The 20,115-nt window shown below is 42.8% G+C and carries 21 protein-coding genes and 1 pseudogene; 11 read left to right on the forward strand and 11 right to left on the reverse strand.

The window, feature by feature from the left end:
- Positions 1 to 145 precede the first annotated feature (145 nt).
- From ku to EHS13_RS08025, 3 genes are read left to right on the forward strand one after another with little or no spacing between them, the layout of a single operon-like run.
- Positions 146 to 985, forward strand: coding sequence for a non-homologous end joining protein Ku (ku, locus tag EHS13_RS08015; protein WP_227013839.1), 840 nt, complete (start codon positions 146 to 148; stop codon positions 983 to 985).
- Between the two features lie 33 nt (positions 986 to 1,018).
- Positions 1,019 to 1,903 carry a non-homologous end-joining DNA ligase gene (gene ligD / locus EHS13_RS08020; RefSeq protein WP_155699829.1) on the forward strand — a complete coding sequence of 295 codons (885 nt, stop codon included), beginning with the start codon at positions 1,019 to 1,021 and terminating at the stop codon, positions 1,901 to 1,903.
- 26 nt (positions 1,904 to 1,929) lie between these two features.
- The gene (locus tag EHS13_RS08025; RefSeq protein WP_155699830.1) at positions 1,930 to 2,829 is read left to right on the forward strand and encodes an ATP-dependent DNA ligase; all 900 of its coding nucleotides are present in this window, start codon (positions 1,930 to 1,932) and stop codon (positions 2,827 to 2,829) included.
- A 68-nt stretch (positions 2,830 to 2,897) separates the two neighbouring features.
- On the opposite strand, the gene gerQ is transcribed toward EHS13_RS08025, so the two are convergent.
- From gerQ to EHS13_RS08045, 4 genes and pseudogenes are all read right to left on the reverse strand, one after another.
- Positions 2,898 to 3,437 carry a spore coat protein GerQ gene (gene gerQ, locus EHS13_RS08030; RefSeq protein ID WP_227013840.1) on the reverse strand — a complete coding sequence of 180 codons (540 nt, stop codon included), beginning with the start codon at positions 3,435 to 3,437 and terminating at the stop codon, positions 2,898 to 2,900.
- A gap of 28 nt (positions 3,438 to 3,465) precedes the next feature.
- Positions 3,466 to 3,582: pseudogene (locus EHS13_RS08035) on the reverse strand (cell wall hydrolase); the annotation flags it as partial.
- 415 nt (positions 3,583 to 3,997) lie between these two features.
- Positions 3,998 to 4,951 carry a phytanoyl-CoA dioxygenase family protein gene (locus EHS13_RS08040; RefSeq protein ID WP_155699831.1) on the reverse strand — a complete coding sequence of 318 codons (954 nt, stop codon included), beginning with the start codon at positions 4,949 to 4,951 and terminating at the stop codon, positions 3,998 to 4,000.
- A 108-nt stretch (positions 4,952 to 5,059) separates the two neighbouring features.
- Positions 5,060 to 5,953 (reverse strand): LysR family transcriptional regulator, encoded by an 894-nt coding sequence (locus EHS13_RS08045; protein ID WP_155699832.1) that lies wholly within the window; start codon positions 5,951 to 5,953, stop codon positions 5,060 to 5,062.
- A gap of 118 nt (positions 5,954 to 6,071) precedes the next feature.
- On the opposite strand from EHS13_RS08045, the gene EHS13_RS08050 reads away from it, so the two are divergent.
- Positions 6,072 to 7,025 carry a metallophosphoesterase family protein gene (locus tag EHS13_RS08050; RefSeq protein WP_155699833.1) on the forward strand — a complete coding sequence of 318 codons (954 nt, stop codon included), beginning with the start codon at positions 6,072 to 6,074 and terminating at the stop codon, positions 7,023 to 7,025.
- Positions 7,018 to 7,239 (forward strand): hypothetical protein, encoded by a 222-nt coding sequence (locus tag EHS13_RS08055; RefSeq protein ID WP_155699834.1) that lies wholly within the window; start codon positions 7,018 to 7,020, stop codon positions 7,237 to 7,239. The genes EHS13_RS08050 and EHS13_RS08055 overlap by 8 nt, the downstream gene beginning before the upstream one ends.
- A gap of 103 nt (positions 7,240 to 7,342) precedes the next feature.
- Here EHS13_RS08055 and EHS13_RS08060 read toward each other — a convergent pair whose 3' ends face one another.
- Together EHS13_RS08060 and EHS13_RS08065 are read right to left on the reverse strand one after the other, a co-directional pair.
- Positions 7,343 to 8,104: a phytanoyl-CoA dioxygenase family protein gene (locus EHS13_RS08060; RefSeq protein WP_155699835.1), complete on the reverse strand. Its 762-nt coding sequence runs from the start codon at positions 8,102 to 8,104 to the stop codon at positions 7,343 to 7,345.
- Positions 8,105 to 8,150: 46 nt separating this feature from the next.
- Entirely contained in the window at positions 8,151 to 8,945 is a 795-nt protein-coding gene (locus tag EHS13_RS08065) for an SDR family NAD(P)-dependent oxidoreductase (protein ID WP_155699836.1), read from the reverse strand.
- A gap of 167 nt (positions 8,946 to 9,112) precedes the next feature.
- On the opposite strand from EHS13_RS08065, the gene EHS13_RS08070 reads away from it, so the two are divergent.
- Positions 9,113 to 9,979: an AraC family transcriptional regulator gene (locus tag EHS13_RS08070; RefSeq protein ID WP_155699837.1), complete on the forward strand. Its 867-nt coding sequence runs from the start codon at positions 9,113 to 9,115 to the stop codon at positions 9,977 to 9,979.
- Between the two features lie 111 nt (positions 9,980 to 10,090).
- On the opposite strand, the gene urtE is transcribed toward EHS13_RS08070, so the two are convergent.
- From urtE to urtA, 5 genes are all read right to left on the reverse strand, one after another.
- The gene (urtE, locus tag EHS13_RS08075; protein WP_155699838.1) at positions 10,091 to 10,786 is read right to left on the reverse strand and encodes an urea ABC transporter ATP-binding subunit UrtE; all 696 of its coding nucleotides are present in this window, start codon (positions 10,784 to 10,786) and stop codon (positions 10,091 to 10,093) included.
- Positions 10,779 to 11,570, reverse strand: a complete 792-nt coding sequence (gene urtD, locus EHS13_RS08080; RefSeq protein ID WP_155699839.1) for an urea ABC transporter ATP-binding protein UrtD — start codon at positions 11,568 to 11,570, stop codon at positions 10,779 to 10,781. Before urtD ends, urtE begins: the two co-directional genes overlap by 8 nt.
- 115 nt (positions 11,571 to 11,685) lie before the next feature.
- A complete protein-coding gene (gene urtC, locus EHS13_RS08085; protein ID WP_155699840.1) occupies positions 11,686 to 12,756 on the reverse strand; it encodes an urea ABC transporter permease subunit UrtC in 1,071 nt (356 codons plus the stop codon).
- A gap of 15 nt (positions 12,757 to 12,771) precedes the next feature.
- Positions 12,772 to 13,677: an urea ABC transporter permease subunit UrtB gene (urtB, locus tag EHS13_RS08090; RefSeq protein WP_155699841.1), complete on the reverse strand. Its 906-nt coding sequence runs from the start codon at positions 13,675 to 13,677 to the stop codon at positions 12,772 to 12,774.
- A gap of 127 nt (positions 13,678 to 13,804) precedes the next feature.
- A complete protein-coding gene (urtA, locus tag EHS13_RS08095) occupies positions 13,805 to 15,076 on the reverse strand; it encodes an urea ABC transporter substrate-binding protein (RefSeq protein ID WP_227013841.1) in 1,272 nt (423 codons plus the stop codon).
- A 296-nt stretch (positions 15,077 to 15,372) separates the two neighbouring features.
- Between urtA and EHS13_RS08100 the strand changes: the two genes are divergently transcribed.
- From EHS13_RS08100 to EHS13_RS08120, 5 genes are read left to right on the forward strand one after another with little or no spacing between them, the layout of a single operon-like run.
- Positions 15,373 to 16,071 (forward strand): urease subunit gamma, encoded by a 699-nt coding sequence (locus EHS13_RS08100; RefSeq protein WP_155699842.1) that lies wholly within the window; start codon positions 15,373 to 15,375, stop codon positions 16,069 to 16,071.
- A complete protein-coding gene (gene ureC / locus EHS13_RS08105; protein ID WP_155699843.1) occupies positions 16,068 to 17,783 on the forward strand; it encodes an urease subunit alpha in 1,716 nt (571 codons plus the stop codon). The genes EHS13_RS08100 and ureC overlap by 4 nt, the downstream gene beginning before the upstream one ends.
- Before the next feature lie 17 nt (positions 17,784 to 17,800).
- Positions 17,801 to 18,511 carry an urease accessory protein UreF gene (locus EHS13_RS08110; protein ID WP_155699844.1) on the forward strand — a complete coding sequence of 237 codons (711 nt, stop codon included), beginning with the start codon at positions 17,801 to 17,803 and terminating at the stop codon, positions 18,509 to 18,511.
- Between the two features lie 34 nt (positions 18,512 to 18,545).
- A complete protein-coding gene (gene ureG, locus EHS13_RS08115; RefSeq protein WP_155699845.1) occupies positions 18,546 to 19,238 on the forward strand; it encodes an urease accessory protein UreG in 693 nt (230 codons plus the stop codon).
- The gene (locus tag EHS13_RS08120) at positions 19,195 to 20,025 is read left to right on the forward strand and encodes an urease accessory protein UreD (RefSeq protein ID WP_162463001.1); all 831 of its coding nucleotides are present in this window, start codon (positions 19,195 to 19,197) and stop codon (positions 20,023 to 20,025) included. The genes ureG and EHS13_RS08120 overlap by 44 nt, the downstream gene beginning before the upstream one ends.
- Positions 20,026 to 20,115: the final 90 nt, after the last annotated feature.

The raw sequence follows: 20,115 nt of genomic DNA on the forward strand, positions 1-20,115 counted from the left end.
TTTCTCCTCTTTTCATTAACGATGTTCTTTCCTATACCCTTTTTCAATAAAAATGACACAAACTTAGAATTGTGATTTATTGCTAGACTATTTGGTTAATAATAGATAGAAAGGTTATTAATATTCAATTTTTATGGAGGTGTGTATGATGCAAACGATTTGGAAGGGTGCGATCAACTTCGGTTTGGTTAATGTTCCTGTCAAAATGTATACGGCTACGGAAGATAACGATATTTCGATGAAAATGCTGCACAAAGACTATAATGTTCCCATCCACTACGCCAAAACCTGCGTAAAATGCAAGGAAGAGGTAGAATGGAGCGACGTTGTTAAGGGTTATGAATATGAGCCAGGTCATTATGTGACATTTGATAACAAGGAAATGGATGCATTGGCATCTTCAGCTTCTCGCGAAATTCAAATTTTGGATTTTGTCGATCTGGAGGAAATTGATCCGATTTACTATCAGAAAACTTATTATCTAGCACCTGAGAAATCGGGAATGCATGCGTACTCACTTCTATTAGAAGCGTTGGTTGCCACTAATAAAATTGGGGTTGCGAATGTTACGATTCGCTCCAAAAGCAGTTTAGCCGCCATTCGCGCAGTAGATGGTGTTCTCTCCATGGTAACGATGCATTATGCAGAAGAAATTCGTGCTAGAGAGCTTATTCCCAATCTTCCGAAGAAAGCTAAAATCAACGAACGAGAATTGGACATGGCCAAAATGTTGATTGAGCAGCTTAGTGCCAAATTTGAGCCCGATAAATATAAAGATGAATATAGAGAAAGGATGCTGGCTGCTATTGAAGATAAGGTAGAAGGCAAGGATGTTAAGCTGGCACCAGAAGAGAAGAAAAACAATGTAATTGACTTAATGGATGCTTTAAAGGCTAGCTTGAAGCAATCTAAAATTGAGCCAGCAAAGAAAACGGCTGAAGCTAAAAAGATGGCTAAAACGCATAAGAAGAAGGCAGGAGCATAATCTCCGAAAATTTTTTGTTTAGGAGGTTTGGTGATGAGTGGGAATGAAGCTGGAATTCTTGAGATTGAAGGAAATCAAATACCCGTAAGTCATCCAGATAAAATACTTTGGCCGAAATTAAAAATCAGTAAGTTATTATATCTCCAAAAGTTGACGGTCCTTGCACCCTTTCTACTTCCCTATTGTAAGAATCGGTATCTGACAATAATCCGTTTTCCTAATGGAGTGCAGGGAAAATCCTTTTATCAGAAAAATGCACCGCACCCCTTGCCGCCCTACGTGAAGACGGCTGAAAAGGAAGGAGTCGAGTATATTCATTTAGATTCTTTGTCTACGTTATTATGGCTTGGTAATCTTGCAGCTCTTGAATTTCATGCTTCTTTTGAATATATTGGCGGAGACGAGCCTGCTGAATGGGTGTTTGATATTGATCCAAGTGATGAAGAAGAACCTCGATTAATGGAGGCAGTTGCAATCATTGGTGAAACACTAGAAACCATGGGAATAACATCCATTCCCAAAACCTCTGGAGCGACCGGGGTTCAAATCATTATCCCCATTCAAACCGGCCACACCTTCGAGGAGCTGCGGAAGGCGGGACACTTTGTAAGTGAATATTTGGTTGAGAAATACCCTCATTTATTCACAATCGAACGCTTGATTAAGAATCGCGGCAATAAAATATATATAGATTATATCCAGCATGGTCTTGGGAAAAGCATAGCTGCGCCTTATACGCCTAGGGCAAGAGAAGATGCAACCGTCTCAACACCGCTCTTGTGGGAAGAAGTGAAGCAAAATATCAACCCCAAGCTATTTAATTTATTAACAATCGAAGCACGTTTGGCTGATAAAGGTGATCTTATCTCTACAATGGAGAAACAGGATTTGAGTCGAATATTGAAAATAATCAAATAAAAACACAAAAAGCAGGAGAGTGCAGCATGATTCCTTTTAAACCTATGTCACCTATTCTAGTCGATGAAATTCCTGAAGGAGTGGAATGGGGATATCAGCTTAAATGGGATGGTTATCGAATCGTGGCTTGGATTGAAGATGGACATGTGGAGCTTTATTCGAAAAATATGTTGAGTATGAATAGTAAATTTCCCGAGTTGGTATTAGCTTTATCTTCGTTAAAGGGAAAGTATTTGTTGGATGGAGAAGCGGTTATTCTCGACCCAGAGACTCAGCGTCCCAGCTTTCAAAAGCTGCAAAAACGTGGACGTATGAAAGAGGAAGCATCCATAGCAAGGGCAGTAGTCGCAAATCCGGTTCAGTACATAGTTTTTGATTTATTGCAGATTGGTATAGAGGATTTGCGGAAGTTGCCTTTCAGAGAAAGGCATGATCGTCTTCAGCTTGCAGGGGCAGAATGGCAGGAGCCGCTATTCCTTACCGATCTTTTTGATAATGGGGAGCAGTTGTGGCACTGGGTCAAGCAGCATAAATGGGAAGGTATCGTCATCAAGAGATTATCCAGCGCATATAAAAAAGCTAAAGAGCATCAGGACTGGTTTAAGCGCAAAACGAGCTTAGAGCTAGAGGTGGAAATCGTTGGCCTTCTAATGAAAGAGGGGAGGATATCAAGCTTAGTTATGCGGCAAGACGGTCTTTATAGAGGGAGAAATTCATCAGGATTGAATGGGGATATAAAAGCTCGATTAGGGTTATTGCCGGCAGCTAAAAAGAGGAGTGATTATTTTCAGGAGCTTCCAGAAGGACTGCGAGGAGAAACAGTGCTCTGGTTAGATAGCCCATTTATTGCTGAGGTTACAGGAGTGGAACTGACAGAAGCCGGTACTTTGAGACATCCGAGAATCATTGGTTTACAGCTTAAGTAAGTAAGTAAATAAATAAACAAACCTCCATCCGGTTTAAGGTTGGAGGTTATTCGTGTTGCCTAACAAGCTTATCGGCGATTTCCGACCTGGTAAGGTGATGTATATTTAAGCTCTTCATCAAAAGTGACATAATCCAAGTTGACCATTAGCAGCAAGTAACGCATACCGGTTTTAGCATCACTGATAATAATATGATCTCGGCCGGCAGCCTCAATCTTTCCTTTGAAAATTTTGGCGTTCCATTGCGAATTATTCTCGTAGGTCATGTAAAATGTCCCTACTTTTCCTAGGTTAAAGCGGAGAATATTTTCAATAAAGGATTGCTCAAGTGGTGCTAACCCAGGAGGGGGCGGAGTAGTGGTTGTGGACTGAACTCCTTGGATAGGTGTGCCGGCCGGAACAGCTGGCGGCATAGCCGGCATTGGCATCGGCGCTGGTAGAGTGGTAGCTTGAGCATGAAGGGTTTGGGCATTCATTTGATTAGTTGTTGGCATCATCGTACCTTGAGTTTGGCTGCCGACTACGGCTCGATATGCCGGGAAGCTGTAATAATTTTGCTCATTTGCATTGTAATTCGTTGGACTGTAATTCGTTGGATTGTAAGTCATTTATACATCTCCTTAGATTAAAAATCGTTTAGAACGTGTTGAAAACCGATGAACAGGCTTCGTTAGTTGGCGTAAAGAAGCAATGCTTTTTATATCTGCCTGTATTGGCTTGGTTATACCAAGTATCCGGACATTCCCCTTCTGGAACGTCCTTGGAATTCGATTTAATTACGGCCATTTTCGCTATCGCTTCCTTCCTTGTGTGCTGTTTAAAAAAGCTAAATCGGGTGATGAGCCTATATAAAATCTATCTTATGATGGCTGTTGTTTTTTGGTTACAACTAATAGAAGCATGATCGGGGTTCTCTTCCATAGAGATCAGCAATGTATTATGCATAGAATAAACACACATCTTAACCTTTTGCTAAAATAATCAGGTTACTTTCATTTCTTTTGACCTGTATCCCATTGGCTCAGCAATCCTGCAAAGGGTTAATTTTGAGGGGGAGTTGTAGATAAGGTAAGATGTGACCTTATGTATCGGGTGACTCTATGGAATAAGGGTCAAACAGTCAGAGAGCTTAACTCTTTAGTGAGTTAAGCTCTCTGACAATATTACCTCAACAAATTTTATCTTTCTGCCAACGAATGGATTCATCGAAAGCGGTTCGTCTAAAATCAATGTCTTTCCAATAATACTTTAAATCATCACGACTCCAGCCTTCATATAACTTTTTCCAGGTATATGGGCCATGAGGCAATAAGGAAGCGGGCTCGATGACATCATCTATGGGCTGGTAACGAAAATCACAAGACATACGGATCTGATTCGGAATTTGGTTAGGTGTTGATTTATGCACAGTGTGGCTATGGAAGGTGACTAAATCGCCTGCTTGAAAATCACTGGTTTGCCACTCATAATCCAGTCCGCAAAGGATAGATTCCAAGCCTCCAGCACCGGGTGCATTAACAACGCCTAATAGTCCGGCATTATTGCTGCCTTTTAGCAAAGCCAGCCCACCAAGCTCTCGCGGTACATCACCTAAAGGTGTCCAACAGGTCCAAGTGTTCTCAGCTCCTTGAATGTGTAGAAAGTCTTGGTGGGAAGGTGTTATCTTTGCGGAATGGTGCGGCAGCATGACACGTCCAATATTTCGTGGATGTACAAATACCGGCTTTTCAAACATTATTTCATACAATGCTAATAGCTTGCTATCATGAGCAAGTGCGTGGAAGGATTCCAGCTTTTGAATGGCTTTGTAAATGGCCATAGGTACGCCAACACCGTTCCATGCTAGCGTTTTAGCTGCATAACGGTTAATAGCTTTGAGGTTTGCAATACCTTCGATAAGCGGTCTCGCAGGATCAAGAAGTCTGTGGCTGTTTACGATACTAAGGATATCATGACGAAGCTGCATAACGGATTCACGTTGTAATAAACCACGAAAGAATAAAAATCCATCTTTTTTAGCCTTTGCTCGTAGAGCAGAATGATCGTTTAATAATGAAGTTGAATCTTCAAGCTCCTGTGTAATTGGTTTTTTATCGTTATCTTTCAAATCTACATGTCCCATAATGAACCTCCTTCTATTACTCTAAATATAGAGTACTTCTTCGGAGTTGTCTTTGGCGATTGACAGCAATTATTGCACTTTACCGACATGATTTAAGAGTAAACTAAGTTATATGGTTTCTTTATAGTTCAACTTAATCATCTCAACAAACATGGCAGCAGAGGGAGACAGAAATTCTCCCTTTCTAGTACAAATAGCGAGAGGGCGCCTTAATAAGACATCCTTGACATAGACGCGTGCCACTTCATTTCGAACAATATACTCCTTGACGGCTAGTGCAGAAATTAAATTAATTCCATAACCCCCAATTACAGCGCGAATCGTTTCGTTTAAGCCTGTAAATTGTAGACCCACTTTAGGCTGTGAAACGTTGAAGGTTTTACACAGAGCAAAGAGTCTATCACGTGTGGAGCTGCCTTCTTCCCGCATAATAAACGGCTCTTTCATAATTTGAGATAAGCTTACTTCTTGGTTAGCAAACTTATGGTCTTTTGGTGCAATAAACCATAGTTCATCTTCGAATAAATAATGCCACTCGATTCCTGCCTCTTCCCATCCCCCACCAACAACTGCAACCTCAGCTTGATAATTCAACAGTTGATCAAATGCAGATCTTGAGTTGGCAGTTGTCATAATAATCTCAACATTTTCATTAGAACGTTTGAATTCGGCTACCCACTGGGGTAAGAGAATATTAGCCGGCAAATAGGTAGCTACAATTCGGAGTTTCCCTTGCTTGCCATTTCGATATTCATCGATGTAGCTTTCAATTTCATGCTCGAGCGAGAATAAGCGCTTGGTTTGAGTGAATAACATTTCACCCGCCGCTGTGAGCTGGATTCGTCTTGCCTTAAGATAGAAAAGTGGTAAATTTAGCTCAGCTTCGAGCTTCTTAATTTGGATAGTTACGGCAGGCTGGCTGATATATAAGGCTTTAGCAGCTGATGTAACACTGCCATGCTTGGCGGCGTGATGGAAAATTCGCAAGGCATGAATATTCATAGGAGTGCTCCAATCATAAATTTAATTAATGATATTTTAATTATAATATATTTGATTAATGAATGGTTCTTATTTATGCTAAATATAGTTGTTTAAGTGTTTGAAAGGGGAAATACATATGGATAAAGATCGACTGAAATTCCGCGAAGATGGAACCTTCACTATTGTGCAATTTACAGATTTACATTGGAAGAACGGGGAGATTGAGGATCTGCATACCTATGCTCTAATGAAACAAATTTTGGAACAGGAAGCACCAGATTTAATTATTTTTACAGGGGACATCATCCATAGTGAGAAATCATACCATCCGAAAGAAGCTTTTCTGGAAGCGGTGAAGGTTGCTGAGCAGTTTCAATTGCCTTGGGCTGCCGTTTTTGGGAATCATGATGCTGAAGATGGGGTAACAAGGAAAGAGTTGATGCAGCTGGTAGCTGAAAGTGAGTATGGGTTGTCAGATGCAGGCATGGATGGAATAAAAGGAGTGGGCAATTATGCTATTCCTGTGCAAAGCTCGAAGCATAATAAAACAGAAGCTGTCTTATATTGTTTTGATTCTGGCAGCAACTCCCTTGAGGAAGCTGAGGTATATGAATGGATTGATCCAACGCAAGTCAATTGGTATATCAAGCAATCGACTGCCTTTACTCATCATAATAATGGGAGTCCGTTGCCGTCATTGGCCTTCTTCCATATTCCGCTCCCTGAATATCAAGAGATGTGGAACTACCAACCCTGTTATGGACATAACTATGAGGGAGTAGGGTGCTCATTAATTAACTCTGGCCTATTCTCGGTTTTTCTAAAAATGAAAGATGTGATGGGCACATTTGTAGGTCATGACCATGTTAATGATTATTGGGGCGACTACCACGGTATACGTTTATGTTATGGAAAAGCTACAGGCTTCAATGGGTACGGAAAAGAAGGTTTTCAACGTGGAGCGCGTTTGATTCAATTGCAAGAAAATGCTAAGAGCTTCGATACCTGGCTTCGTTTAGAGGATGGCTCTAAGCTAGTGCATCAGCCAGAGCACTTACCTTTGGATATTAGAGGGAGAGCACATGAGTAGCCTTATTAGAAAAGCGGCAACAGAGGATATTCCATTTCTTAAGGAGCTCATTGTACAATTGGGCAGTCCCGATGTAAGTGAACAAATTATTGCTAATAGACTCCAAATGGTTGAAGGGAATTCTTTAGATAGGATGTTCGTGTATGAGGAAAATAATCTTGTACAAGGAGCTATTGTGCTTCGTATAAGAGAGAATTTAAGCGCTGGGGTATGAAATAACCGGGTATCGTTTTTTTAAGACATTAAGTTAATTTAAAATGTGAAAAGACTGCAGATTGGAGACTGGCAGTCTTTTCGCATTTATGAGATTAGCTGTATCACCCGTAAGGACCATGCTCATGTAAGCCTAATAAGCGTGTGAGACGGGCGTTGCCTGCTGCATAATCAATAACTTCCTGCGGCATAACATAGTTGACGAATGGCCAGAACCGCTGCGAAATCCAGCGCTTGCCATACATGACCTGCTGAACAGCGCGGTCTGTATCGCTTTGATTGGTAGATCCTCTATGCCAAGTTTGTCCAGAGAATATAAGGCAATCTCCTTTGCGGGCGTCGATGGATATCGGTCCTAGACCTTTATAAATGGGGGGATCTTGGTCGGCTGGTGGATACTGTCCGCTGCGATGACTAGTTGGAATCAATTGGGTTGGGCCCATATCAGGAGCGACGTCAACCAAGTAATAGATGCAGGTTATCAGATAAGTGGGCACTTGGATTCTCTCATCCAGCTCAACACCCTCTGGCAGAGGCAGGAACAGATCCTCATCGACATGCCATGTATCAAAGCCTTTGCCTTTCTTGGTTGTAAAAGCATTCATACAGAACATATGGCATTTATCGCCCAACATCCCTTCAGCAAAATCAACAATTGGAGCGTTCTCTATCAAGCGAATATACTCTTCCCCTCGTTCAAACATCCGACTGCGAAAACCGGACCATTGTCCTGGCAAATGAGGCTCCTCCAAGTATGTCAATAACCCGTTATGAAGCTCATCCGCCCATTCTGCTGAGATAGCCCCTCGAAAAACAGTGAAACCTTGTCGATTGAATTCATCGATATGCTCTTGTAATTCTGCCATTCTCTTCACTCTCCATTGTTAGAAGTTTTGTTGACCGATCCATGGTTTAATCCCAGCTATGTTTAGGCGACTTCAGTCCATCCTCAATCCAGAGAAACCGCCCATTTATGCTGTCTGATTCCGGCTTTAGCAAATCATTAATCAGCTTGACTGATTTATCAGGCGAATCTCCTCCAGTACGTTCCACCCAAGCAACCCAATCCTCGAGCTCTCCAGGCACTTTTACATTAGCGCGAATGGCTTCGAACATTTCCGTTTTCACTTCTCCTGGGTGAAATACATTTGCGGTGACTCCAGTCCCAGTAAGCTCTGCAGCAAGCTGCCTCGTAAAGTGATTTAAAGCGACTTTACTGGTTGCATAAGCACTATTCGTGCCTTCCGGCTCAGCAAGCGAGGCCGCGGATGTGATATTAATTATTCTTCCCCAGCCTTGTTTAACCATTTCTCCAGCAAAAGCTCTGCACACCAAGTAAGGGCTAACTGTATTAATCATAATAGTTTCAATCCAGCCCATCGGGTTGCTCTCCAGAATGGGTCCTATTTCATTAAATACACCAGCAGCGTTTACCAATATGGCAGGAGTTCCGTAATCATTGAGAACTTGCTGGGCCAAAGCCTCAACATCAGCGATTTTTGCAACATCTGTAACAATGGGATATGCTTTGCCGCTTAAACTTAATATATAAGCCGCTGTTTCTTCAAGCTTATCTGCTCTGCGTCCAACTAACACTACATCTGCACCCTGCTCAGACAAACCGACGGCAATAGCCCGTCCAATTCCACTGCCAGCACCTGTAACTAACACGATTTTCCCCAGTAAAACAGGTATGCTATCTGACATTCAATCCACTCCTCCATGCTGCTGTTTATAAAAAATATACTTTTATTAATTCTATTACTCTTAACAAGAAGGACTTCTCATTAACATTATAGAATAGGTTTGTATCAACGTCATTGACCGAATTATACTCAAAATATACGATTATTGACTTTTAAGGTGATGAACTTATGCTTAATTTTCACATGGATTTATTAGAAACGATTAAAAGCCCTATTTATACGCCATCCTCGCTGTCTGAGCAGTTTCCGTATCAGCTGGGTGCAGTGGGGCACATTCGTGTGGGTGAGCATTTTTTCACTGAGCGGCAATATGAGAATGGATACCAAATTATCTTTACTGTTTCTGGAAATGGTATTCTCAAATATCGCAATAAGACGATTCCAATCGAGAAGAATCAAGCCGTTTTGCTGCATTGCAACGAATATAATCATTATTCAACAGGCAAAGCTGGATTCTGGGAATACAAGTATATGCATTTAAAAGGGAGCGGCTTACCTGGGATATTAGAGATCATTAATCAAGGATCGATTTTCCCAATAAGTCTTATCGAGCCGTTGGAATTCAATCAGAGCTTTGATAAAATTGTGTTTTTGCTTGAAAAAATGGATTATCAGAGCGATCTGAAATTTCCGGCTTTACTGATGAATATTCTCACGGAGCTCGCTGTGAATCGCAATGAAACTGTAATGACTCGGAATGGGGATTATCATCGTCAAATAATAGAAGGCTCGTTTAAATATATGCAGGAGAATTACCGTCATAAGCTGTTGATCAGGGATTTAGCGAAGAACATGGGGTTTAATGAATGTTATTTCACGAGGTTATTCAAACGGATTGCAGGGACTACTCCGCACGAATATTTAATGCGGCTGCGAATTGATAAAGCCAAGCAAATATTGAAACAGACGGATAAGTCTATAACGGATGTTGCTTATGATGTTGGGTTTGAGAATGTGAATGTATTCATTCGTGATTTCAAGAAATACACGGAGACAACTCCGCTTCGCTACCGAAACTATTCAGAGGGCTACTAAATTTGAACTCTTGAGGCTGAAGGGGGAAGTAGACAAAAAGAATCCAGAGGCAGTGCCTCCGGCTTTTATCCAGAATACTTCTCTAAAAATTAAAAATTCAAAATGGTTAGCTCATACTGTTAAATGCTGCTTGACTTGTTCTTCGCTTAAATCAGCTGCACTGCCTTCAGCCGCAATAGCCCCGCGATCCAGTACATAATAATAGTCGGCAATAGTTGTGGCGAAGGCTAAGCTTTGTTCAACTAGCAGAATAGCAACCTCGCGGGTTCGCTTAATATTCTCGATAACCTGCTCAATTTCCATAACAATCGAAGGCTGGATGCCTTCCATCGGTTCATCCAAGAGTAGAAGCTTGGGTTTGGAAGCCAGTGCACGCGCTATAGATAACTGCTGCTGTTGACCTCCACTTAGATCGCCGCCGCGTCGTTTGAGCATTTCTTTTAGTACGGGGAACATGGTAAATATGGAGTCTGGCAGCTGTTTTATTCTGGGGACGGAAGCTTCTAAGCCTAATAATAAGTTCTCTTCTACGGTAAGGTGGGAGAAAATGTCTCTACCTTGTGGGACGTAACCTATTCCCATCTTTGCTCTGCGATCTGTTGGGGTGTTTGTAATAATTGTATCCTGATATTCGATTGATCCAGTCTTAGGTTTGAGTAGACCCATGATGCTCTTCATCAAAGTGGTTTTACCTACTCCGTTTCGTCCCATCAGACATACTACCTGACCTGGCTCAATTTGCATCGTAACATCACGTAGAATCATGCTTTCCCCGTAGCCCACCTGTAAATGCTCGATTCTAAGCATGCTGATCAACCACCCGTCTTCCTAGATACACCTCAGTCACTTTATCATCATTCTGAATTTCTGCCATTGTACCCTCTCGCAGGATAGTTCCTTCATGCATGACCGTTACGGTTTTGGCGAATTGCCGGACGAATTCCATATCATGCTCGACAACGATGATCGATTGTTTATCACTAATTTTATGAAGCAGCTCGCCGGTTTTCTCTGTTTCGTGATCGGTCATGCCAGCTGCCGGCTCATCGAGGAGGAGGAGCTCAGGCTCTTGCATAAGGAGCATGCCGATCTCCAACCATTGCTTCTCACCATGTGAAAGTGAGCCGGCCTTTTCTTTGGCTTTTGATGTGAGCCCAATCATTTCAGAATACTGAAAAACTCGTTCGCGTTGGGCATTGTCCGTTTTGACCAGCAGAGTCGCGTATAGGCCGCGTTTTTGCTTCATGGAAAGCAATAAATTCTCCATGACCGTTAGATTCACAAAAATCGAAGGAGCTTGAAATTTGCGGCCGATCCCCAATTGAGCGATTTGGTGTTCTTGATGCTTGGAAATATCGGTATGATCTTTGAAGATAACCTTGCCTTTGTGAGGTTTAACTTTTCCGCAGATGACATCCAGCAACGTTGTTTTACCAGCTCCATTTGGACCGATTAGAAAGCGTAATTCTCCAGCCCTCATGCGGAAATTCACATTTTTGATCGCTTTGAAGCCATCAAAATCAACCTCCAGCTTCTCTGTGTATAGAATGATTTCTGGTTCTTTGGCTTGAGCTAATGTACTATTATTCATCTTGATGAGAACCTCCTTTAAATAAAGCGCTAAAGTCGCTAAAAAGTTGGAATGGCAGCAGAGTAATAGAGCACTGAATCGGAGCACCTAAGGGGAGCTAAGTAGCTACCTTTTCCTAAGGTTTACTTCTTAAAAAGACGGGTTTAGTGAATACTTTTTTGCTCCACTTGAAGCGGGTGTCTAAAGCTGTGCCGACAATTCCTTTTGGGAAGAAAAGGACAACGATGATGAACATTGCACCGAGGAAAATCGGCCAAAGTGTTGGGAAAGCCTCGCTCAATGTTGTTTTTGCTGAATTGGTGACAATAGCGCCGAGTACTGCGCCAACGATAGTGCCTCGTCCGCCAATAGCTACCCACAGAACCATTTCAATAGAAGGAACAATTCCCATCTGTGCAGGGGAGATGATGCCTTCTTGCAGTACGAACAATACACCTGCCAACCCAGCTAAGCCTGCTGAAAGTGAATAAATGAACACTTTGAACACTACGGGATTATACCCTGTGAATCGAACGCGATTTTCTCCGTCGCGGATGGCGATGAGGATTTTGCCCAAGCGGCTGGAAGTGATCCATAAACAGAGCAATACAACTAGTGTAAGTACACAAAGGCTAACATAGAACAATACAAGCTTAGTATCCTGTGAGCCTAATGACATCCCGAGAAAGCTATTAAAGTTAGTTAAGCCATTAGTGCCGCCTGTATAACCTTGTTGTCCAACGAATAAAGTAACGGTAATGATGACCAAGGCTTGCGATAAAATCGAGAAAAAAGCGCCTTTGATTCGATTGCGAAAGGTGAGATAGCCGAGAAGACCAGCCACAACCATGGGAACAACAAAAGCCATTAATATCGCGAAAATGGCGGAATGAAACGGCTGCCAGAACCAGGGAAGCTGCTCAACGCCGCTCCATGACATGAAATCCGGCAGCTCCCCATTGGAGGAGACTAGCTTTAGGTGCATAGCCATACAATAAGCGCCTAATCCAAAATATACGCCATGACCTAAGCTAAGTATGCCGGTAAAGCCCCAAATCAGATCCAATCCAACGGCCAAGATAGCATAAGTAATGAATTTTCCCAAGAGAGAAAGGCGGAAATCGGAAAGAAACAACGGCGCAAGGGCCATAATTAGCAGAAAGACAACACTTAATATGATTTTGATATTTAACCGTTTTATTAGCATCTCATCGATCACCTCTTAGTCTAAAGTTCTTGATTTTACATTCACTAAACCGGATGGCTTCCATTGCAAGAAAGCGATAATAAGTGTGAATACGAGAACCTTTCCTAGAGTTGCTGTAGTGGTGTATTCAAAGGCGGTATTGAAAACGCCAATTCCTAAAGCGCCTGCGACGGTTCCGATAATATTGCCGACTCCACCAAGCACAACAACCATGAATGCATCAACAATATAGTAGGTTCCAATCGAAGGTCCAATTGGACCTAATAAAGATAAAGCACAGCCAGCGATACCCGCCATGCCCGAGCCAAAAGCAAAGGCTTGCGCATCAAGCTTGCGTGTGGAAATACCTAAACAGGAGGCCATGTTGCGATTCTGCATAACGGCGCGTGTTCTTCTTCCCCCGGCACTGCGATACAGATATAGATAAATAATTAGAATACAGGAGGCAGCTAGACTGATGATAAATAATCTTTTGTAGGGAAGGTAGAGATCGGTGCTGATATCCCATCCGCCGGTTAGCCAAGCAGGTGCGTTGACAGCTACGTTCTGTGCGCCGAAGATCGTGCGGGCCAATTGCTGTAGAACTAAGCTTACTCCCCAGGTTGCAAGTAAACTATCCAATGGGCGACCGTACAAATGGCGAATAAGCAATACCTCGAGGATCCAACCGATTGCGTAAGCCATTGCGAATGCAAGTGGAATTGAAACGATAAAATAGTAGCCAAAGTATTCGGTGGGAATCATCTTCTGGAAAAATTGCTGTGAGAGGTATGCCATATAAGCGCCAATCATGATAAATTCACCATGGGCCATGTTAATAACGTTCATCAGTCCGAATGTGATGGATAGACCTAGAGCAATCAAGAGTAAAATAGAGCTAAGGCTAATTCCGTTAAAAAGCTGTAATAAGAGCAAGCCCATCTCTGCACCTCCAATATTCAATCTCCGGTTAAGATTAATTATCTCTTGATATTAGAATGACAGGACTGCCCTTGAAAGGCAGCCCTGTTGTGAGTTTAAATTCTAAGAAAGTTTAAGTTTCGCATTATTACTTTGTTACTTCGGCACCCCAAGGGTAAGTTTTCAAGTATGGATCTGGTTTTAACGGCTCGCCAGAATTCCAAACCTCTTTAATTTGTCCGTCTGCCAGCACTTGGCCAATTCGTACGGTTTTATAAACGTGTTGATTATCTCCGTCAATCTTTACCTTACCGCCTGGTGCGTTGAATTCAATGCCTTTGGCTGCGGCTTTGACAGCTTCGACATCGGTGGAGCCTGCTTTCTTAACGGCTTCAGCCCATAGATAAACGGCGAAGTAGCCTGCTTCAATCGGGTCATCCGTAACACGGTCAGCGCCGTATTTTGCTTTAAAAGCAGCTACGAATTTTGCGTTCTCTGGTGTATCGGTAGACTGGAAATAATTCCAAACTGCATAGTGGCCTTCAAGGATAGAAGCACCAATACTGCGGATTTCTTCTTCAGCAATACTCACTGACATGGTTGTTAATTCTTTAGCTGAAATGCCTGCATCCTGCAATTGTTTAAAGAATGCTGTGTTGGAATCGCCGTTCAAGCTGTTGAATACAACGTCGGGCTTTTCCGCTTTAATCTTACTGATGATTGTATTGTAATCGGTGTGTCCCAATGGGGTGTATTCTTCCGCTACCAGTGTACCGCCTTCAGCTTTAAGCTGCTCTTTAATAATCTTGTTGGCGGTTCTTGGGAATACATAATCTGAACCCAATAGGAAGAATTTTTTGCCTTTGTTCTGAAGTAACCAGGTTACAGCAGGAATGATTTGTTGGTTTGTTGTAGCTCCTGTGTAGAAAATATTCGGGGAAGATTCCAACCCTTCATATTGCACGGGATACCATAACAACCCTTTGTTTGCTTCAACCACAGGAAGCATCGCTTTACGACTGGATGATGTCCATCCGCCGAAGATCGTAGCTACTTTATCTTGTTGTAGTAGCTTTTTTGCTTTCTCTGCGAAGTTCGGCCAATCGGATGCACCGTCTTCAATGATTGGTTTGATTTGCTTGCCAAGAACCCCTCCGGCTGCGTTGATTTCATCGATAGCCATTAATTCGGCTTCTTTTACAGCTACCTCACTGATGGACATTGTGCCTGTTAAGGAATGAAGAATTCCTACAGGAATGGTGTCGCCTTCAGCGGCGGCTGGTGCTGCGCTTGCGGTTGTTGATGCCGCTGGTGCAGTGCTTTCTACTACTTCGTCTTTTGTTCCGCAAGCTGAGATGATTGTCATGATTGCAAAACAGATTACCATTGCCAGTATGTTACCTCTTTTTCTAAGACTCATCCAATCCACTCCCTTTACGAATTTGACTACTCCTAAATCATAATGGCAGTGTCAATTATGTGTCAATATAAATAACATAAAAATCCAAAAATAAATCTAAAATGTGAACTTATCTTGAATTATTGTTATGTTATGTAACATATGTTTATTATATAGTGACAATAAGTTATAATTTTAGTTGTCATTATCTAATATGTATTTTTAATGTTATATAAACTAACATAATAAAATACCTATATTCACATCAAAACTAAACCTGCTATAATGATGTCAATTAGAAAAGGAGGGATTCTGCCTTGCATTTTACAGAGCGTGAAAAAGAAAAGCTTCTCATAACGGTCGCGGCTGATTTGGCCAGAAAAAGGCTACAGCGCGGTGTAAAGCTGAACTATCCGGAAAGTATGGCTTTGATTACTTCTGAAATTATGGAAGGAGCACGAGATGGTTTGTCCGTAGCAGAGCTGATGTCGATGGGGGCGGAGATTCTCAAGGCCGAACAAGTAATGGAAGGTATTCCTGAGATGATTGCGGAAGTGCAGGTAGAAGCTACCTTTCCAGATGGAACAAAGCTGGTTACGGTTCATCAACCAATAAGGGGGCGAATAGCAAGCCTTTCTAGTTCCTCTATAGAACCAGGGCAATATGATATAGCACCTGGACAAATTGAAATGAATGTTAATCGCCAAACCTTGCAGCTATTAGTTGGCAATACTGGGGATCGCCCGATACAGGTTGGTTCGCATTATCATTTCTATGAGGTTAATCGAGCGCTAGCTTTCTCACGTGAGCAAGCCTTTGGCATGCGCTTGGATATTCCCGCAGGCACGGCGGTTCGGTTTGAGCCAGGAGAAGAGAAGCCTGTACAATTAGTTGAGCTTGGCGGTTCGCGAATTTCTCATGGATTGAATGGATTAAGTAAAGGTGAGGCAGTTCCTGGGCAAATGTCAGATGAGCAAAGACAAACGCTGCGCGAATGGGAGGCGAAACCAGAATGAGTTTTATGGAACGTAAAGCTTATGCATCGATGTTTGGTCCAACCACGGGTGATAAGATTCGCTTAGCGGATACAGAGCTTTGGGCTGAAATTGAACGGGATTATACGGTTTATGGCGATGAAATAAAATTTGGCGGCGGTAAGGTTATACGTGATGGCATGGGGCAATCAAGCAGCATTACTCGGGCAGATGGTGCCTTGGATACAGTCATTACAAATGCGATAATCATTGATCATTGGGGCATAGTGAAAGCAGATATCGGAATTCGGGATGGAATGATTGTGGGGATTGGTAAAGCGGGAAATCCTGACATCATGGATGGCATAGACGTTAACATGATTGTAGGCGCAAGCACCGAAGTCATTGCTGGCGAAGGCAAGATTGTTACTGCAGGCGGTGTAGATTCTCACATTCATTTTATTTGCCCGCAGCAAATTGAAGTGGCTCTAGCTTCAGGGATCACAACCATGATCGGAGGAGGCACAGGGCCAGCAACAGGAACGAATGCAACGACCTGCACGCCAGGTGCTTGGCATATGCAACGCATGCTGGAAGCCGCAGAAGCCTTTCCGGTTAACCTTGGTTTTCTGGGTAAAGGTAATGCATCCTTTTCAGAGCCACTTGTAGAACAAATCATTGCAGGTGCGATCGGCTTAAAGCTGCATGAGGATTGGGGAACAACCCCGGCTGCCATTGATATGTGCCTAACGGTGGCAGATCAATATGATGTTCAAGTCGCCATACATACAGATACATTAAATGAATCAGGTTTTGTCGAAGATACACTTGCTGCAATTGGTGGGCGTACGATCCATACCTACCATACGGAAGGTGCTGGAGGTGGTCATGCTCCGGACATTATTAAAGCCGCTGCAGAGCTGAACATCCTACCTTCTTCGACAAATCCGACTAGACCTTTTACAGTTAATACGATTGAAGAGCATCTGGATATGCTCATGGTCTGCCATCATCTCGATAGCCGAATTCCCGAGGATGTAGCGTTCGCGGATTCACGAATACGTCCAGAAACGATAGCAGCTGAAGATATTCTGCATGACATTGGCGTGTTCAGCATGATTAGCTCTGATTCTCAAGCAATGGGTCGTGTAGGCGAAGTAGTAATAAGGACATGGCAAACGGCGGATAAAATGAAGAAACAGCGTGGTCCGTTATCTCCGGATTCCACAGCTAACGACAATTTTCGCATCAAACGCTACATAGCTAAATATACGATTAACCCAGCGATTACCCATGGTATTTCTTATATTGTCGGTTCCGTAGAGGTTGGTAAATTTGCTGATTTGGTGTTCTGGCAGCCGATGTTTTTTGGAGTGAAACCGGAGCTGGTTGTCAAAGGCGGCACCATAGCCTATGCACAAATGGGGGATCCGAATGCTTCGATTCCGACTCCGCAGCCAGTCATGGGCCGCAAAATGTTCGGCGCCTATGGGCGTTCTTTATATCAAAGCTCGATCACCTTTGTATCCGAGGCTGCCTTCTCTGGTCAAATCAAGCAACGCTTCCAGCTGCAGAAGCAGATCATGCCTGTTCGCAATTGCCGGGATATCAATAAAAAAGATATGATTCATAACGATGCAACTCCAACTATAGAAGTAAATCCAGAAACGTATGAGGTTAAGGTGGATGGAGCCGCTATTACCTGTAAGCCTGCAACTGTTTTGCCGATGGCCCAGCGGTATTTTTTATTCTGAAATGAGGTTGAGCACATTTGGAAAATACATCTCCAGCAGCTGCTAGTTATTCTTGGTTGAGATATGCACAGTTGCTTGATTCCGCACTGCCGATAGGTGGATTCTCACATTCCTTTGGCTTGGAAACGGCAGTCCAGAGTGGTAAAGTGGTGAAAATCGCAGATTTACGTGAATATATGCATAGCATGATTACTTATGCTTGGGCTCCTATGGAGCTGATGGCTATTAAGGCTATTTACACTTATGGGCCATCTGAGCAATGGGAGCGGATTTGGCGAATCGATCAAATTCAGCATGTACAGAGGATTGCGGCTGAAACTCGCGAAGGAACCATAAAAATGGGGCGAAGACTACTGAAATTAGCTCATTCACTTTACCCAGAATTGTTATGGTCACCGCTAGATAATGCGATTCAGCAGGGGGAGTGCTTTGGCAGTTATCCAATCATACATGGTTGGATAGCCTGGCAATTAGGCGTGCCTCTAACTCAGGCGGCCGAAGGCTTCCTATATAACGGCATAACACATGGCATCAATAGCGCATTGCGTTTAATGTCGATTGGGCAAACGGAGGCACAAGCTCTTTTGGCGGAGCTCTTGCCACAGGCATCGATAGCATGGCAGCGAGTTGCTCTATTGGAACCAGAGGATTGTTACAGTAACTCTCCTGCCAGTGATATTTATATGATGCAACACGAAACCTTATATTCGAGACTTTTTATGTCTTAGCTTTTCAAACTACAATTTGAGGGAGTGCTAGATTATGAACATAGAAATCGAAAATAGACCAAGTAATGAACAACGTTATCATAAAGGTCATCACGATCACTGGCATACACCAGTAGCGGATCGCAGTCGCCCTTTGCGTTTTGGCATTGGAGGTCCTGTAGGTTCCGGTAAAACGGCACTTGTCGAAAAGCTTGCTAGACGGTTAACAGGTGAGTATAGCTTAGCGGTCATCACTAATGATATTTATACCAAAGAGGATGCAGAGATTCTAATTCGTTCTGAAGCATTGCCGGCTGAGCGGATAATTGGTGTTGAAACAGGAGGCTGCCCGCACACAGCTATTCGTGAGGATGCTTCGATGAATTTTGAAGCGATTGAAGAGTTGGAAGCGCGGTTTGCCGATTTAGATATTATCTTTATTGAGAGTGGCGGGGATAATCTGGCAGCGGCATTTAGTCCAGAGCTGGTTGATCGTTTCATCTATATTATAGATGTAGCCCAAGGCGAGAAGATACCGCGCAAAGGTGGTCCTGGTATAATGCGTTCTGATTTGTTGATCATCAACAAAATCGATTTAGCTCCTTATGTAGGAGCGAGTTTAGAGGTTATGGAGCAGGATACGAAGCGGATGAGAGGCGATCGTCCGTTTATCTTTTCGAATTTAATGAATGGTGATGGGGTGGATGCGTTGGTGGCTTGGGTCGAAGACCAATTTCACAATGCCTGAGTTTACAGCTGAGCTGGAAGCGACTTTTGCCTTTGAGGGAGGTCGTACCGAGCTGCAGCATAAATTTCACAAATCGCCACTAAAAATAGCGAAGACTTTTATGAGAGATGACAAGCAGCTTGGTGTTTGTATCATGGATTGTTCGCCAGGTATGATGGCGGGTGACAAGTACCGTTTGGATTGGCGGCTTTTACCGCAGAGTAATGTTTTTATTACCAATCAATCTTATACCAAGGTTCATCCTTCTGCCGAATATCCGGCTTACCAGCTGCAATCTTTTTACGTCGACCAAGGAGCCCGACTGGAATATAAGCCAGAGCCGATTATGTTATATAAAGAGGCGAGTTTTCGCGCAGATACGGAGATTAAGCTGGAAGCGGGAGCAGTTGCTTTTGTGACGGAAGTGGTATGTCCAGGCCGGGTTTTACGAGATGAGGTCTTTCAATATGTGCGTTATGATAGCCAACTGCAAGTTTACTATGAGAATCAACTGATCTACTATAACCGGCAAAATATCGAACCTGATTCAACGAAGAGTGACTTTCGTCGGTTAGGAAGCTGGGAAAACTATACGCATCAAGGTACGTTTTATATTTTCTCAGACCAGCTCAAATCAGAGTACTTAAAACCAATCCAAGAGCTATTAGAAAGATACCCGCATCTGCATGCTGGAGCAAGCTTGACCTATAAATATGGGTTAATAATCTCAGTGCTGGGAAAGAGTGTATGGGAGCTGCAGCAGCTTTTGGATGAAGCATGGTTAATGATGAAATTAATGGTAGCGTGAACATTTTAGTCGATTAGTAATTGATTCTAAAATACCTTGATAATAAAAATTAAATCTGTTATCGTATCCCTTGTTAAGAGGTGAGAGGAT

The sequence above is a fragment of the Paenibacillus psychroresistens genome, from assembly GCF_009728935.1.
Taxonomy (GTDB): Bacteria; Bacillota; Bacilli; order Paenibacillales; family NBRC-103111; genus Paenibacillus_AC; species Paenibacillus_AC psychroresistens.